Below are 14,284 nucleotides of genomic sequence, written 5' to 3'. Positions count from 1 at the left end.
ATGCATGTTGGTTTATCAGGGTCGTTACTAAACGTTCGGGCCAGACGTGACTGAATAATCAAACAATTCCCCAACAGGTATTTCCCGGTAGAGGAACTGTGTTACAGTGATGACTGCCACCGATACCTACTCGCTCGACCGGGCACAGTCCGGGGGTCCGTCCCAGGCTCGCCAGAAAGGCGTGCTGTTCTGTGCCGAGTGCGGGCACGAGAGTCCGGTGGGTGGCGACTGGCTGCTCCGCCGGGACGAGGACCGCGAGCGGCGCTACTGCCCGGTCTGTGACGCTGTCGTGACAGACCGGTAAGTTCAGTACTCGGTGACGCCCTCGTCGGTGACGACCGAATCGAGCAATCGCGTCGGCGTCGCGTCGTAGGCCGGGTTGGCGACGGTGAACCCTTCTGCAGGCTCCCGCATCACTTCGGTCGGGGACCGGAAATCGTTCTCGAAGGCGAAGGCCCCCTCGGCGAACTTTGCGGCCGCCCCGACGACGGTGACCGGGACACCCACGTCGGCGGCCGTCGCCGCGATGGGGTAGGTCCCGACCCGGTTGTACAGCGTCCCCTCGACGATACAGTCCATCCCGACGAGCACGCGGTCGGCCTCCGGGAGGTAGTGGCCGGCGGCGCTGTCGACGATGAGCGTCACGTCGACGCCGTCACGGTCGGCGAGTTTCCGGGCCGCCTTCCGGCCGATGTAGCGCGGTCTGGACTCGGTGACGTACACCTCGAAGGACGCCCCATCGGCCAGCGCCCTGTCGATGGCGTCCAGGACCGTTGAGGAGTACTCGTGGGTGAACAATACGTCGTGGTCGACGATGAGGTCGGCCGCCCGCGCGGCGGCTTCCTCCTTTGCCGTCTCGACATCTCGGACGACGGCGTCGACGGCCGACCGGGTCAGTTCTTTCGCTGTCTCGACATCGCCCGGGTCCGCCTCGGTCACCTCCTGGACGATCCGTCGCTGGGTCGTGTACAGCGACGCGTGGGAGGGGTTGGCACGACGGAGTGCGCTACTGTTCCGTTCGAGCGCCCGGAGATACTCGTCGACGGTGGGATAGTCCCGCTCGGTGAGCGTCTGCAGCGCCTCGGCGGCCTTGACGGCGACGACCGATGAGCTGTGGGTCTGCATCTCCTCGATCTGCTCGACGGTCTCGTCTATCATGTTGAGGGCTGTGTCCCGGACCGATATGTGTCTTCCCCCTGGGCCGAAGGGTCTTTAGGCGGGCTCGCGTACGTGGCCGACAACCACCAATGGGAGGCCAGTTCTGGCGCGACTCGGTCGGGATGTCCGAATCGATCGGCGTCGCAGTGCTCGTCGGGATGACCATCGTGATGACGGCGACGGTCGGGCTGAGCGTGCTGGTGTTCGACACCCAGGCCGACGCCGGCCCGCAGGCGAACTTCACGTTCGACTACGTCGGCGACAGCAGCCTCCTGTTGATCACCCACAGCCAGGGCGACGAGTTCGAGGCCGGCACGCTCGAACTCGAAGGGCCACAGAACACGGTCACCTGGGCGGAAGTAGCGAACACGAACGAGTCGGCGCTGGTCGGTCCGGGTGACATCGCGCAGTTGAGTTCGGGCAACGCCTACGGCGCCGGCGTGGCCCAGCAGGACACAGTCACGATCTACTACAACACGAGCGGGAACCGGACGCAACTCGACGAGTGGTCGGGCGGCTGACTCAGTCGGCCGCGAGGCCCGCGCTCTCGTCGGGTTCCTCGGCGGGGCGTCCGATCGCGTAGTCCAGCGAGAGCGGTCCGGCCCCCATCGTGAAGATCGCCGAAGCGAGGCCGAACAACGCGACGTGTGCCAGTACCGGGTCGTCCGGAAGCCCGAACAGCGTGGTCGTAAAGAGGACGAACGACGCGGCGGCGGCCCCGCGCGTGAACAGCCCGACGATCAGCGCCACGCCGACCGCGATCTCGGTCAGTCCGGCACCGAGCACCCACAGCCCCGGGTCGACCGGGACGACCGCGGTCAGATCGTACTTCTCGACCACGAGCAGGCCGCTGCCCGGCTGGGCGAGCTTCTGGATCAACCCGAGATAGATGAACGACAGGCCCATGCCGACCCGGACGATCGTCGGGACGAACCGGCGGTACGGTTGGGTGCGCCGGTCGAGGAACCCCTTGAGGAGATGGACCGGGTCGACGCGCCCGTAGTAGGTTCCCTCGGTACTGGCGACGGCCTGGAGCATGTCGTCGGCACTGGGCCGTCCGCCCCCCAGGATCAGTAGCGCGACGAAGGCGGGCACGTACTCTAGCGCGAGGACGACCCCAGGATCGAGAAACAGCGCAGAGACGTACGTTCCGAGCCCGATAGCGGAGACGATGCGGGTCGCCAGCCCGAACAGGATGAAAAAGCCGAGCCCGATAAACAGGAGCCTGACCAGAGGGTTCGCGGCCGTGTCGAAAGTGATCGTGGGCGCGAACAGATACCCCTGAAAGCCCGCCCCGACGAGCGGAAGCCCGACGCTCAGGCGGATCATCCACGGGACGAGGTCGGTGTAGCCCGCGAGTTTCTCCCGGAGGATGACGATGTCGGTGATCGTCGGTCGCACCCAGAGGTACGCCGCCGCCCCGCCGGCCACAGCGAGGGCCGACACCGCGAGTACGGCTGCGTTGAACGGGTTCGAGAGTACTTCGAGGGCGAACTGGACGGCGTCGATCGCGGCCCCGGGACCGTCGGTGACGTAGTCGACGTGGGCCAGCGGTCGCCGGGCGAGCGCCGCCCACAGCCCCGGCAGGCCGAGACCACCGGTAGACAGCACAACGGACATACCCAACCCACGGGCCGAAGACACCTAACCCTGTCTGACCGCGAAAACTGCGTGACCGTGTACGCGACTGAGATCCCCGGTATTCGGCGCCGTCGGTGGAATTATATTCGCCCCACTGCTATAGACGTGGCAGTGAGCGTCAACGTCGAAACACAGGTCGTCGACAGAGGGGACGACGACTACGTCGGTGCAGCCTGGCGCCTCAAGGAGTCGATCCGCGAGTCCGAGGGGGTCCTCAGACAGCGGCGGGGCTTCTTCCAGAACGCCTACCGGCGGTCCCGGGTCTACCTCTACATCGACCGCTCTGAGGACCGACTGGTCGGGTTCGCGTCGGTCCGACGCGACGGTTACATCCTCTTTCTGGCCGTCGACAGCGACTACCGTGGCCACGGGTTCGGGAAGCGCCTGGTCGCCCGCGTGGCCGAGGACTACGGGAGTGTGACCTGTCACGCCCGAACGACCAACCGGGAGGCCATCGAGTTCTACACGCACATCGGCTTCGAGGTCCGACGCCGGATCGACGACTACTACGAGGACGGCGGCGACGCCTACTACCTGAAACTCGGCGAGGACTCCATTACGGAGAAACTGACGAACCTACTGCGCAGGTAAGGGAACCCTTTTGAGTCGACCACCCCAACCCGGTAGCCGATGGAAGGGCGGACCCGTACCTATCTCAGAGGCCGCTTTGGCGACCACTACCGACAGGCGTCGGTGACGCCGCCGCCGGCCGCGAACGAGCGCGAGTGGGGGTACATCCCGTGGACGGAGGGTCCGGGGGAGACGATGATCCGCCACGAGTCGCTGCTTGACCTGGGTGACATCGAGGGGTTCCTCGGACGCGACCGCCCCCGACACGTCTACTTCTCGGCCGGTCGGTACGACGACCCAAGCGCCTCCCAGATGAGCGCGAAAGGGTGGCGCTCGTCCGACCTCGTCTTCGACCTGGACGCCGACCACCTGCCGTCGGTCACGCTCGGCGAGGACAGCTACGCCGAGATGCTCGCGAAGTGTAAGGACGCCTTACTCAGGTTGCTCGACTTCCTCGAAGACGACTTCGGTTTCGAGGATCTGACAGTCGTCTTCTCGGGCGGGCGGGGCTACCACGTCCACGTCCGCGACGAGGGTGTCAAGCCACTGGAACGGAACGCTCGCCGCGAGATCGTCGACTACGTCCGCGGGATCGGACTGGAGTTCGACGAACTCGTCTCGGCCGAGGCCGTCGCGGGGACCGCCGGGCGGTCCAGTCCGGCACAGAAACGGCTGCTCGACACCAGCGGCGGGTGGAGCGCCCGCGCCCACCGACACCTCCTCTCGCTGTTCGACGAGGTGCTCGCGATGGAGGAAAGCGAGGCCGTCGCACGGCTCCGGGAGTACGACCGGATCGGCGAGGGGAAAGCCGAGGCCGCCCTCACCGCGGCCCGGAACAACTACGAGGAACTCGAAGCCGGCAACATCGATGTCCACCCGGCGGTGTTCCAACTGGCGAAACTCGTCGTCCACGAGGCCGTCGCGGCCGACAACGCGCCGATCGACGAACCGGTGACGACGGACACCAACCGGCTGATCAGACTCCCGGGATCGCTCCACGGCGGGAGCGGACTGGCGGTCAGACGGATCGACCGCGACGAGATCGACGCCTTCGATCCGCTGGTCGATGCGGTGCCCGAGACGTTCCGCGGCCACGAGATCACCGTCGAAGTGACAGACGGCGGCCGGGTCGAGCTCGACGGCGATACTTTTACACTGGAGGAAAGAGAGGTAACGGTACCAGAGGCCGTGGGCGTCTTCCTGATGGCCCGCGGCAGAGCCGAGAAAAGCCAGGAATGAACCTCGACGAACTCCAGTCGGTGCAGTCCCGGGAGCGCCAGACGGACCAGCTCCAGCAGCTGCGCCCCACGTTCTACGAGGAGGCTGGCCAGTTCGTCAACCAGCTCCGGGAGGAGCGCGAGCGCGCGGCCGAACGCGCCGAGGACCCATTCGACGCCCCGGAGGTCAACCGCCTCACCGACGACATCAAGACCGCCGAACAGACCGTCGAGGCGATCTACGAGCGCCGTGTCGGGAAGATCGTCAAGATGGCCTCGCTGGCGGCGGCGGACATGCCTACCGAGGACGGCGGACTGACACAGGAGGAACGGGGCCTGTTCGAGACGCTCGTGACGGCGATCGAGGACAACCGCCAGCACGTGCTGGATGTCATCGCCGGCGAGGCCCCCACCGGGGCCGTCGACGGGCAACAGTCCAGCCCGGACACCGGGAGCGCCGACGCGAGTGCGGAATCGACGGGCGGGACCGAACAGCGGTCGCCGACGGCGGATCGGGAGACGGGGACCGCGGAGCCGGACGAGCCCAGTTCCGAACAGACACCAGAGCCGAGCGTCGACGCGGCGGACCTGATGGGCGGTGATTCGGGCCGGTCCGACGACGGTCCCGACGCCGCCTCGGGGACCGACGACGGCACCGACCGGCCGGCACACGAGGCCGCAGTCGTCGCGGACGACGAGCCACCCGAGCAGTCCCCGCCGTCGGAGTCGGACCCGCGGGGCGAATCGGCCGCCCACTCCACGGCCGACCCGCGGCCGGAACCGGACGGCGGCGAGACGACCGTCGACCGCCGGACGGTCCGGATCACGGCCGACGTGGGCGAGATACTCGGCGTCGACCAGCGCGAGTACGACCTCTCGGCCGACGACGTGGTGACGCTGCCGGCCGACAACGCCGACCCCCTCGTCGAGCAGGACGCGGCCGAACCGCTGGAGTGAACGCAACCGCTTTGTCCGGCCGTTCCCGACGACCGCTATGGACCTGACAGACAGCGCCGCGGTCGTCTCCGGGGGGTCGGGACCGATCGGGCGGGCGGTCGTCGCGGCCCTCGCCCGCGCCGGCGCGGACGTGGCGGTCGGCTATCACACGGACGAGGAGAGCGCGACGACCGCCGTCGAGCGTGCCGAATCCCACGGCGTGATCGCTCGCGCCGTCGAGGCCGACGTGACCGACGAGTCCGCAGCCGCCGACCTCGTCGGTGCCGGGGCCGAACTCGGGCCGCTGGGCGCGGTCGTCACCTGTGCCGGCTACACCGACTCCAGTGCGGTCGACCAGCAGACGGCGACCGACCTGGACCGACACCTGGCGGTCAACGTCGCCGGCGCCGCGAACGTCCTCAGACCGGCCGTCGAGCGGCTGCAGACGGGGACCGACACCGGGGCCGGCGAGGGCGGGGCAGTCGTCGCCGTCTCCAGCGTCGCGGCGACCCTGGGAACGGTCGACACGGCCTACGCCGCGTCCAAGAGCGGGCTGGAGGGGTACGTCAGAGGGCTGGCTCGCGAACTCGGTCCCGAGGGCGTGCGGGCGAACGTCGTCGCGCCGGGACCGGTCGAGACACCGATGAACGACGCCATCGTCGAGTCCCTGGAGGAGCGGCGGTTCCGTGGCCACGAGACGGTCGACACGCTGTTGGACCGCTACGCCGCCCAGCCGGCGGAGGTGGCGAGCGCCGTCCGGTTCCTGCTCACCCACGAGTTCGTCACCGGCGAAGTGCTCCGCGTCGACGGCGGCATGGCGCTGGACTGACGAACGGGACATCTATCCGGACCCGTCACCTACCACGGGCATGAGCGACCACGACGAAACCGGTCGGCGGCGGCCGACACTCGACAGAGGCGACCTCCCGGGCGCCGTCGTGGCCGTCGTCCTCGTCAACGTCGTCGGCGCGCTGCCGGCAGTACTCGGCGGGCCGAACACGGCGTGGTTTCAGTCGCTCGCCAAGCCCGCGATCTACCCGCCGCCGTGGGTGTTCGGCGTGGTCTGGCCGCTGTTGTTCACGCTCATGGGAGTCGCGCTGTACGTCGTCTGGCGGGACGCCCGGACGACGACTCGGGGGGTCGTCGCGCTCCGGCTGTTCGTCGCCCAGATGGCCGTCAACGTCGCGTGGACGCCGACGTTCTTCTCGGCCCAGGACCTCACCGTCGCCCTCGCCGTCGTCGCGGGCCTGTGGCTCGTGCTGGTGCCGACACTCTGGACGTTCTGGCGGATCGATCGCCGGGCCGGCGGGCTGCTCGTCCCGTACTTCCTGTGGGTGAGCTTCGCGGTCCTGTTGAACTACCGGTTCGTCGTGCTGAACTGAGCGGTGTCGCTCGCTAGCCGACTGCATCGCCCCACCGACCACGGCCGGCAGCGTCAGGATGGGTCGTACGTGGTGGTCTCGTAGCAGAACTCGGCCAGGAACGTCTCGTGAGTCTCTCGGAGGTCGACAGTCGCCGGGTAGCCGCCCCCGTAGACCTTCCGGACGCGTGGCGAGCGGGCCATCGCCGCCTCGTAGTCGTCGCCGACGGCGACACCCAGATACGCACTGTCGAGCGCCCGGAGTAGTTCCGTCGGCGACGACTGCGACCGTTCCGTGACGCCGGCGAACTGGAAGGGGAGTTCCTCGACGAACTCGTCGCTCCGGACGACGGTCGGGCCGAGGCGCGTGTGGTCGCCGTGCTCACGGAGGCGGGGACCCGATCGAAGCACTGCGGTCACGTCCTGGCCCGCCCCCTCAGCTAGCTCGTCGATCCGTCGCGCCCGGTCGGGGTCGGGGAACGACGGGACATCGGTCGCGGGGTCGGTGGCCGGGCCGTCCGTCGCGGCGACGACACGCTCGGCGAGGGCAGCCGCGAGTGTGTCGGCGTCACAGTCCTCGACTGCGACGATCCGGGTGAGGTTGAAACAGGTCCGGCCACCGGCCCGCGTGATCCCGCGGGCGAGGGTGTCCAGTTCCCGGTCGGTGGGCTGGCGAGCGAGGACGGCGACCGACCGGCCCGGACCGTACGTCTCGACGGTCGGGTCGTCGCGGTACCGTGCCGTCACGTCGCTGCCGCCGAACACGAGCGCGTGGTCGGACCGCGCGGTGACCGTCTCGCCGACCGAGCGGTCGCCCGGCAGGACGTGGACGGCCGACTCGGGGACGCCTGCGGCCAGCAGCGCCCGGGCGAGGCGAACGGCGGTGAACGGGTCCCGCCGGGACGGCCGGAGGACGACCGGGAGCTTCATCGCCACGGCGAGGGCCGGCCAGGCGTACACCGCCGGGTCGTTGGCCGGCATGACGCCGCCAAGTACGCGAATCCGGGGCGCGAACGCCAGCCCCACGTCCCGCTCGCGGACGTATGCAGGATCGTCGTACACCCCGAGGTCCCCGGTCGGCGACTGCGCTCGGAGGCCCTCGGCGGCGTGGCGCAGGCCGCGAGCGAGCCAGTGGACGCTCGTCCGCACCCAGCCGACCGGGAGGCCGCTCGCCCGGGCGACCCGCTCCGCGTAGTCCGCGACCGGGGCCAGATCGTCGGGCGGCCCGTGGCCGGCGAACCGGCGACCGGCGTCGGCCAGCCGGTCGAGCAGTTCCCGGACCGGCGTCGTCCCGAGCGCGTCGAAGCCCGACTCCCGGGCGGTCTCGACCGCGTCGTGGACCCGGACTCGCGGGGCCTGTGCGACCGTCCTCAGGTCGCCGCCGATACCGGTCAGCGTCCGCGTCCGCCGCGTCTCGCGCTCGCCACCGGAGACGAGCGGGAGCGTCGGGTCGGTCATCAGTAGACGCCGTCGGTCGTCCGGTCGGTCGCCGCCTCGGCGGTCCCCGGGTCCCGGAGCCAGTCCCACTCCAGCGGGGCCTCGCCGCGGACGCGCACCGCACTGTCGCGCTCGGTGAGGCCCGGGACGAACAACTCCTCGCTGAGGACGGTCAGCCGGACACGGCCGCGCTCGCCGTAGGAGACGGTGTCCCCGTCGTCGACGACTTCCGGGACGAAGTACGGCTCGCAGGGGACGTAATCGAGGCTGTACGCCCGGGCCGCCGGCTCGCGGAGCTGCGGCGGGGCCTCCTGTGCGACGCCCATCAGCGTGTTACCGTACTCGCCGGCGACGGCCACGTCGGCGTACCACTCCTCGCGGAACACCCGGTGTGTGTCGGAGTCCAGTGCCGTCCCGCCGTGATACACCGCGTCGATGCCCGAATCGGCGACGAGCTCCCGCACGGCGGGTCGTTCGAGCAGCTGCGCGGTCGTGAACAGCACCGTCACGTCCTGTGTCGAGACGACGCGCTGTGCCTGCTCGACGAGGTGGGCGACGTACTCGTCGAACCGACGGGGCTCGTCCGCGAGCCGTTTCGCCCAGCGGGGGTCCATGTTGACGAAGAAGGGCAGCGCGTCCCAGCGGTCGGCCAGGTGTTCGACGAACGCGCCGGCGTTGTTCGCGCCGCCGGGCGGGCCGAGCATCAGGAGGTTCCCCCGCGGGAACGCGTCGGGCAGGACCCGGTCGGCCCACGCGGCCTGCTTTCGCCAGTAGTCGGCCATCACGACCCGTTTTGGCTCGCCGGTCGTCCCGCCGGTCTCGTAGACGCGACGGGGACCCGACAGCGACTGCGGGTGGAACCGCTCGACGGGGAGCGATCGGAGCACGTCCTCGTCGAACGAGCCGAAGACGCGCTCGATGTCGTCGAAGCCGTCGACGGCCGCCCGTACGTCGAGGCCCCGTTCGGCCGCCCACTCCAGCCAGTAGGGCGTCCCGGTGTCGGGGTCGAAGTGCGTCTCGACGACGCGGCGGGTCCACGCGTCTCGGTCTATCTCGATGGGAGCGTACGGGTTCATGCGTCCGGCTCCGAGCGGACAGTCGGCGTTCGGTCGGTCAGTAGCGATCCGACACCCAGCGCCAGCACCGTCACGGCCAGCGCGGGGACGAAGGGGAGGAAACGAAAGGTCGGCAGGCCGGCGAAGGTCGCCCCCAGGAAGTACCCCTGGCCGGCGACGACGGCGGCGACGGCGCCCGCTGCCGTCGCTCCCCGCCAGTACAGCGCCGCCAGGAACACCGGCAACAGCAGGGCGTTACCCTGGATGAAGTACACCGAGAGATCGACGATTGTCCCGACGGCGGCGACTCCGGGAACGCGCCCGGTCGCGGCGTGAGCCAGGCCGAACCCGCCGGCCAGCAACGCGACGGCGACGCCACGGCTCACCCACACCTCTGTCCGGTCGTCGGATGCGGGGCCGGCCACGTGGTCGTGATAGATGTCGCGGGTCACGAGCGAGGACAGCGTCAACACGAGCGAGTCGGCCGTGCTCATCATCGCCGCGAGCGCCCCGCCCATGACGACGCCGACGACGACCGACGGCGTGTACGCCTGCAGGAGCGCCGGGACGACCTGATCCGGCGTCTCCAGCCCGGGGAGGACTGTCCCGCCCCAGACGCCGAGCAGCGTCGGGACGACTGCCGCGAGCAACACCATCACGGGCCACCACGCCAGCAGCGCGCGGAAGGATCGCTCGTCGGTGGCCGCGAAGAAGCGCTGGAACAACTGCGGGTAGGCGACGACCGCCATCGTGTTCATCAGCAGGAAGGAGAGCCACACCCGCGGGGTGAAGAGACCGGCCTGTCCGACCTGTGTGAAGCGGTCGGTCTCGGCGGCGACCCGTCGAGTGAGCGCGAGGGGTTCGACTGCGGGGACGACGAAGACGAGCGCCGCCACGAGCAAGACGACGACGGTCAGGCCCTGGAGGGCGTCCGACCAGGCGACACTCCGGAGACCGCCCAGGCCGAGGTAGACGGCGGTGACGACGGTAACGACCGCCGCGCCGGCAGTAAAGGAGACGCTGCCGCCGGAGATCGTCCGGAAGATGATCCCCCCGCCCATCGCCTGGATCGCCACGTAGGGGATCGCCCAGGCGAACTGGACGGCGACGACGAGCAGTTTCACCGCGTCGCTGCCGAGGAGATCACCGAGCATCTCGGTCGGCGTGACGTACCCCTCCCGACGCGAGAGCCGGAACGCCCGCAGGCCGACCACCGCCAGCGGGACGACCGCCAGTGCCTCGACACCGAGCAGCGCCAGCCACCCCAGCCCGTGCCGGTAGCCGAAGCCAGCGCTGCCGAGGAACACGAAGGCGCTCATCAGGGTCGCGAACATCGTCAACGGGAAGACGAGCCGCCCGAGCGAGCCGCCGGCGAGGAAGTACTCGTGTGGCGAGGTGCCCGTCCGCCGGTAGCCGTAGACGCCGATACCCAGCGTCACGAGGAGGTAAGCGCCCATCAGCGCGAGCGCGACGGCACTCATCGGGGTGACTCACCCGGTCGTGCCGGCCACCCCGCCCGCGCGACGGCCGCCGCGACCGCTGCCATCGTCACGATCGCGCTTCCGATGACGACAGCCCACGCCGGCAGGACGCCCACGAGCGGGCGAACCGGGAGCGCCACTGCGCCGGCGAAGACGGCGAACAGACCGCAAAACGCGGCCCACAGAACGGTGTGTAGTCGGTTGTCTCGCATGTATTCACTAGTGATACAACCGAGTTGTAGTAAGCGTTGCGACCGCCGTCAGGGGTCGGGCCGGGTACCGAGCGGCAACTGGACCGTCCGCCGCTGGCCGTCCCGGTCGAGCGTGACATCGATCGTGTCGCCGGGACTCGTCTCCAGAGCCAGAAAGGTCGACAGCGCCTGCCGGGTCGGTGTTCGGGTCCCGTTCAGCCGCCTGATCACGTCGCCGCCGACGCCGACCTCGACGCCGGACTCCACGACACGCCGGTCGCTCCCCTGTAACACGCCGTCGGAGGGACCGCCCTGGACGACCCGGTCGATGTAGACCCCCGCCGCGGGGTCGATGGAACCGGCCGCGGCGAGCCTGGGTGTCACGTCCTGGAGGACGACGCCCATGTACGAATGGTCGTACTCGCCGCCGTCGACGAGCGCCGGGACGACCCGCTGTGTCAGCGCGGCCGAGACGGCGAAGGCGACGTTGTCGCCGCCGCCGGCGCTGATGACGCCGACCACGTCACCGTCGAGCGTGACCAGCGGCCCGCCGCTGTTGCCGGGGTTGACCGCGGCGTCGGTCTGGACTGTGTCGGCGATCGAGAAGTTGTTCGCGCTCTCTAAGGTCCGGTCGACGCCGCTGACGATCCCGGCCGAGACCGACCCGGCGAGCCCGAACGGGTTGCCGATGGCGACCACCTGGGTCCCGACCGGTGGGTCGCCGTCGACGAACGACAGCGGGGCGGTCCCGGCCGGTGGCTCGTCGATCCGGAGGACCGCGAGGTCGCTGTAGACATCTGCCCCGATCAGCGAGACTTCCCGCCAGCCGGTGTCCTGGAACCGGGCGTGGTAGGCTGTCCCGCCGGCGACGACGTGCTCGTTGGTGACCAGGTGCCGGTCGTCGATGAGGAACCCGCTGCCCTGTGATCCTCGGCCGTCGGCGGACACCCTGATCGAGGCGACCGCGTCGGCGGCCGCCCGGTAAGCCTCGGTGACGGCGTTCCCGCCGGCCGGGGTCGACTGAGCGTTCGTTCCCCCGGAACCGAGCTCCGGGTCGGGGTCCGTGCTTCCCGGGGACTGACAGCCGGCGACACCGGCCGCCACAGCCCCCAGCGCCCCGAGAAACTTCCTACGAGACGGCGAATCGAACTCCATGTCGGAACGTCTCTCGCCTGGGCGAAGAACCCACCGGTGCCGGCTGCTCCCCACGTGGTTGCGGTACATCCTTAAGTGCCAGCCAGGAGTACGGACGCCCGTCTATGGAACTGACCTGGTACGGCCACTCGACCTGGCACGTGACGGTAGACGAGACGGACCTGCTCATCGATCCGTTCTTCGACAACCCCAAGACGGACACGGACCCCGAGGAACTGGACCCCGACTACGTCCTGTTGACACACGGGCACGCCGACCACATCGGCGACGTGGACCGTTACGAGGGGACCACGCTCGTCGCCACCCCGGAGGTCGTCGGCTACTGTCAGGACACCTACGGCGAGTTCGACGCCGTCGGCGGCATGGGGATGAACCTCGGCGGAACCGTCGAGATCGGTGACGCCTTCGTGACGATGCACCGGGCCGACCACACCAACGGCCTCGAAACCGGCTACGGGGCCAGTGGCGGGATGCCAGCCGGCTTCGTCATCTCGGACACGAAGCCCACACAGGTCAGCGACGAGGAGTCGACGACGTTCTACCACGCCGGTGACACCGGGCTGATGACCGAGATGCGCGAGGTCATCGGGCCGTACCTCGAACCCGACGCCGCCGCGCTCCCGGTCGGCGACCACTTCACCATGGGGCCGATGCAGGCCGCCATCGCCGTCGACTGGCTGGACCTCGACTACGCGTTCCCGATGCACTACGACACGTTCCCGCCCATCGAGATCGAGACGGAGGACTTCGTCAAGGAGGTCAAGGCGGCCGGCAGCAACACCGAAGTCGTCGTCCTGGAGGGCGACGAGAGCTTCGAGCTGTAACCGACGCGGGTCTTTATTAGCGCCCTTTCTGATAGCGGTGGTATGTCACTCACCGACCGACTGGACGCGTATCTCGACGACGAGGGGCTGGAAGCGGTCTGGTTCGCGCGGCCGAACTCCTTCGCGTGGCTGACCGGGGGCGGGGACAACGTGGTCGACCGGGGCGGCGACGTTGGCGTCGCCGCGGCCGGCTACGACGGCGACGAGATCCAGGTCGTCACGGACAACATCGAGGCGCCCCGCCTGCGCGACGAGGAACTGGCCGACGGGACCCCCATCGAGACCTTCGACTGGCACGCCCGCGGGCTGGCGGAGGTCGTCGAATCGGTCAGCCCGACACCGGCGGCAGCCGACTTCGCGGTCGAGGGGTTCGACAGTGTCGACGCGGCGGCGCTCCGGCAGCCACTGACCGACGACCAGATCGACACCTACCGTGCGCTGGGCGCCGACGTGGCCGGCGCGGTCGAGTCCGTCGGCCGCAGTATCGAGCCCGACGACACCGAACTGGACGTGACCGCCGCCCTCCGGCGGGAACTCGAAGCGGGGGGGATCGCCACGCCGGTCGTCCTCGTCGGCGGCGGCGAGCGCGCCCAGTCGTACCGCCACTACACGCCGAAAGACGAACCGCTGGGCGGGTACGCCCTGCTGTCGGTGACCGCCTCGCGGGCGGGACTGCACACGAGCTGTACCCGGACGGTCGCGTTCGACGCGCCGGACTGGCTCGGCGAGCGAACCGAGGCCGCGATGCGCGTCGAGGCGACGGCGCTGGCCGCCACGCGCGAGGTGGGCCGCGAGGGCGGTACGGCGGCCGATGTCTTCGACGCGATCCGGGACGCCTACGACGCCGTCGGCTGGGACGGCGAGTGGCGCAACCACCACCAGGGCGGCGCCGCCGGCTTCGCTGGCCGGGAGTGGATCGCCACGCCGTCGAGCGACGCCCCGGTCGTCCTCCCGCAGGGGTACGCCTGGAACCCGACCGTCCAGGGGGCAAAGAGCGAGGACACGCACCTGGTCACCGACGACGGTGTGGAGACGCTGTCGACGACCGGCGAGTGGCCGACGCGGACCGTCGACGCGGTGGGGAACGGTCTCGAACTGCCGCGCCACGACGTGCTCGACCGCTGATAGATCCTGTGAGGGACCACCGCTGGCAGTTATTTTACATGAACAATTAGCAACGACTTACCCGTCGACAGATAGACCCGCTCCCCGTCGGCTAATCACCGGACAGCAGCGGCCCCGAATGAATCGTTTGTTCG

The 14,284-nt window shown here is 69.5% G+C and carries 16 protein-coding genes; 9 read left to right on the top strand and 7 right to left on the bottom strand.

Annotation, left to right across the window (positions count from 1 at the left end; genetic code table 11):
- Positions 1-109 precede the first annotated feature (109 nt).
- Entirely contained in the window at positions 110-304 is a 195-nt protein-coding gene (locus tag P1L40_RS17890) for a DUF8106 domain-containing protein (RefSeq protein ID WP_284009033.1), read from the top strand.
- Between the two features lie 2 nt (positions 305-306).
- On the opposite strand, the gene P1L40_RS17885 is transcribed toward P1L40_RS17890, so the two are convergent.
- Entirely contained in the window at positions 307-1,158 is an 852-nt protein-coding gene (locus P1L40_RS17885; protein ID WP_284009032.1) for an eIF2B alpha/beta/delta subunit family protein, read from the bottom strand.
- Positions 1,159-1,247: 89 nt separating this feature from the next.
- Here P1L40_RS17885 and P1L40_RS17880 point away from each other — a divergent pair, with 89 nt between their 5' ends.
- On the top strand, positions 1,248-1,679 hold the full coding sequence (locus P1L40_RS17880; RefSeq protein ID WP_284009031.1) for a type IV pilin domain-containing protein: 432 nt from the start codon (positions 1,248-1,250) through the stop codon (positions 1,677-1,679).
- A 1-nt stretch (position 1,680) separates the two neighbouring features.
- On the opposite strand, the gene P1L40_RS17875 is transcribed toward P1L40_RS17880, so the two are convergent.
- Positions 1,681-2,778 carry a DoxX family protein gene (locus P1L40_RS17875; RefSeq protein WP_284009030.1) on the bottom strand — a complete coding sequence of 366 codons (1,098 nt, stop codon included), beginning with the start codon at positions 2,776-2,778 and terminating at the stop codon, positions 1,681-1,683.
- A gap of 132 nt (positions 2,779-2,910) precedes the next feature.
- Here P1L40_RS17875 and P1L40_RS17870 point away from each other — a divergent pair, with 132 nt between their 5' ends.
- Genes P1L40_RS17870 through P1L40_RS17850 form a run of 5 tightly spaced genes read left to right on the top strand, consistent with a single transcriptional unit; the run spans position 2,911 to position 6,904 of the window.
- A complete protein-coding gene (locus tag P1L40_RS17870; RefSeq protein WP_284009029.1) occupies positions 2,911-3,390 on the top strand; it encodes a GNAT family N-acetyltransferase in 480 nt (159 codons plus the stop codon).
- Between the two features lie 39 nt (positions 3,391-3,429).
- Complete coding sequence (gene priS / locus P1L40_RS17865) at positions 3,430-4,608, top strand: DNA primase small subunit PriS (RefSeq protein ID WP_284009028.1); 1,179 nt, start codon at positions 3,430-3,432, stop codon at positions 4,606-4,608.
- Positions 4,605-5,543, top strand: coding sequence for a DNA replication complex subunit Gins51 (locus P1L40_RS17860; RefSeq protein WP_284009026.1), 939 nt, complete (start codon positions 4,605-4,607; stop codon positions 5,541-5,543). The genes priS and P1L40_RS17860 overlap by 4 nt, the downstream gene beginning before the upstream one ends.
- A 37-nt stretch (positions 5,544-5,580) precedes the next feature.
- Complete coding sequence (locus P1L40_RS17855; protein ID WP_284009025.1) at positions 5,581-6,351, top strand: SDR family NAD(P)-dependent oxidoreductase; 771 nt, start codon at positions 5,581-5,583, stop codon at positions 6,349-6,351.
- A 40-nt stretch (positions 6,352-6,391) separates the two neighbouring features.
- Positions 6,392-6,904, top strand: coding sequence for a TspO/MBR family protein (locus tag P1L40_RS17850; protein ID WP_284009024.1), 513 nt, complete (start codon positions 6,392-6,394; stop codon positions 6,902-6,904).
- Positions 6,905-6,957: 53 nt separating this feature from the next.
- Here P1L40_RS17850 and P1L40_RS17845 read toward each other — a convergent pair whose 3' ends face one another.
- From P1L40_RS17845 to P1L40_RS17825, 5 genes are read right to left on the bottom strand one after another with little or no spacing between them, the layout of a single operon-like run.
- The gene (locus P1L40_RS17845) at positions 6,958-8,340 is read right to left on the bottom strand and encodes an aldehyde dehydrogenase family protein (protein ID WP_284009023.1); all 1,383 of its coding nucleotides are present in this window, start codon (positions 8,338-8,340) and stop codon (positions 6,958-6,960) included.
- Positions 8,340-9,395, bottom strand: coding sequence for a hypothetical protein (locus P1L40_RS17840; RefSeq protein WP_284009022.1), 1,056 nt, complete (start codon positions 9,393-9,395; stop codon positions 8,340-8,342). Before P1L40_RS17840 ends, P1L40_RS17845 begins: the two co-directional genes overlap by 1 nt.
- Entirely contained in the window at positions 9,392-10,855 is a 1,464-nt protein-coding gene (locus P1L40_RS17835) for a sodium:solute symporter family protein (RefSeq protein WP_284009021.1), read from the bottom strand. Before P1L40_RS17835 ends, P1L40_RS17840 begins: the two co-directional genes overlap by 4 nt.
- Positions 10,852-11,067, bottom strand: a complete 216-nt coding sequence (locus P1L40_RS17830; protein WP_284009020.1) for a hypothetical protein — start codon at positions 11,065-11,067, stop codon at positions 10,852-10,854. Before P1L40_RS17830 ends, P1L40_RS17835 begins: the two co-directional genes overlap by 4 nt.
- Positions 11,068-11,115: 48 nt before the next feature.
- Positions 11,116-12,201, bottom strand: a complete 1,086-nt coding sequence (locus tag P1L40_RS17825) for a S1C family serine protease (protein ID WP_284009019.1) — start codon at positions 12,199-12,201, stop codon at positions 11,116-11,118.
- Between the two features lie 104 nt (positions 12,202-12,305).
- Here P1L40_RS17825 and P1L40_RS17820 point away from each other — a divergent pair, with 104 nt between their 5' ends.
- Entirely contained in the window at positions 12,306-13,025 is a 720-nt protein-coding gene (locus P1L40_RS17820) for a metal-dependent hydrolase (RefSeq protein ID WP_284009018.1), read from the top strand.
- 42 nt (positions 13,026-13,067) lie between these two features.
- Positions 13,068-14,150, top strand: a complete 1,083-nt coding sequence (locus P1L40_RS17815; protein ID WP_284009017.1) for a M24 family metallopeptidase — start codon at positions 13,068-13,070, stop codon at positions 14,148-14,150.
- The last annotated feature ends 134 nt before the right edge of the window (positions 14,151-14,284 follow it).

The sequence above is a fragment of the Haloarcula pelagica genome (assembly GCF_030127105.1).
Lineage (GTDB): Archaea > Halobacteriota > Halobacteria > Halobacteriales > Haloarculaceae > Haloarcula > Haloarcula pelagica.
The sequence above is the reverse complement of the archived record's forward strand: the minus strand, read 5'-3'. Positions and strand labels throughout refer to the sequence as shown.

Coding starts and splice junctions, on each gene's coding strand:
- P1L40_RS17890 (WP_284009033.1), top strand. CDS start 110: ATGACTGCCACCGATACCTACTCGCTCGACCGGGCACAGTCCGGGGGT.
- P1L40_RS17885 (WP_284009032.1), bottom strand. CDS start 1,158: ATGATAGACGAGACCGTCGAGCAGATCGAGGAGATGCAGACCCACAGC.
- P1L40_RS17880 (WP_284009031.1), top strand. CDS start 1,248: ATGGGAGGCCAGTTCTGGCGCGACTCGGTCGGGATGTCCGAATCGATC.
- P1L40_RS17875 (WP_284009030.1), bottom strand. CDS start 2,778: ATGTCCGTTGTGCTGTCTACCGGTGGTCTCGGCCTGCCGGGGCTGTGG.
- priS (WP_284009028.1), top strand. CDS start 3,430: ATGGAAGGGCGGACCCGTACCTATCTCAGAGGCCGCTTTGGCGACCAC.
- P1L40_RS17860 (WP_284009026.1), top strand. CDS start 4,605: ATGAACCTCGACGAACTCCAGTCGGTGCAGTCCCGGGAGCGCCAGACG.
- P1L40_RS17855 (WP_284009025.1), top strand. CDS start 5,581: ATGGACCTGACAGACAGCGCCGCGGTCGTCTCCGGGGGGTCGGGACCG.
- P1L40_RS17850 (WP_284009024.1), top strand. CDS start 6,392: ATGAGCGACCACGACGAAACCGGTCGGCGGCGGCCGACACTCGACAGA.
- P1L40_RS17845 (WP_284009023.1), bottom strand. CDS start 8,340: ATGACCGACCCGACGCTCCCGCTCGTCTCCGGTGGCGAGCGCGAGACG.
- P1L40_RS17840 (WP_284009022.1), bottom strand. CDS start 9,395: ATGAACCCGTACGCTCCCATCGAGATAGACCGAGACGCGTGGACCCGC.
- P1L40_RS17835 (WP_284009021.1), bottom strand. CDS start 10,855: ATGAGTGCCGTCGCGCTCGCGCTGATGGGCGCTTACCTCCTCGTGACG.
- P1L40_RS17830 (WP_284009020.1), bottom strand. CDS start 11,067: ATGCGAGACAACCGACTACACACCGTTCTGTGGGCCGCGTTTTGCGGT.
- P1L40_RS17825 (WP_284009019.1), bottom strand. CDS start 12,201: ATGGAGTTCGATTCGCCGTCTCGTAGGAAGTTTCTCGGGGCGCTGGGG.
- P1L40_RS17820 (WP_284009018.1), top strand. CDS start 12,306: ATGGAACTGACCTGGTACGGCCACTCGACCTGGCACGTGACGGTAGAC.
- P1L40_RS17815 (WP_284009017.1), top strand. CDS start 13,068: ATGTCACTCACCGACCGACTGGACGCGTATCTCGACGACGAGGGGCTG.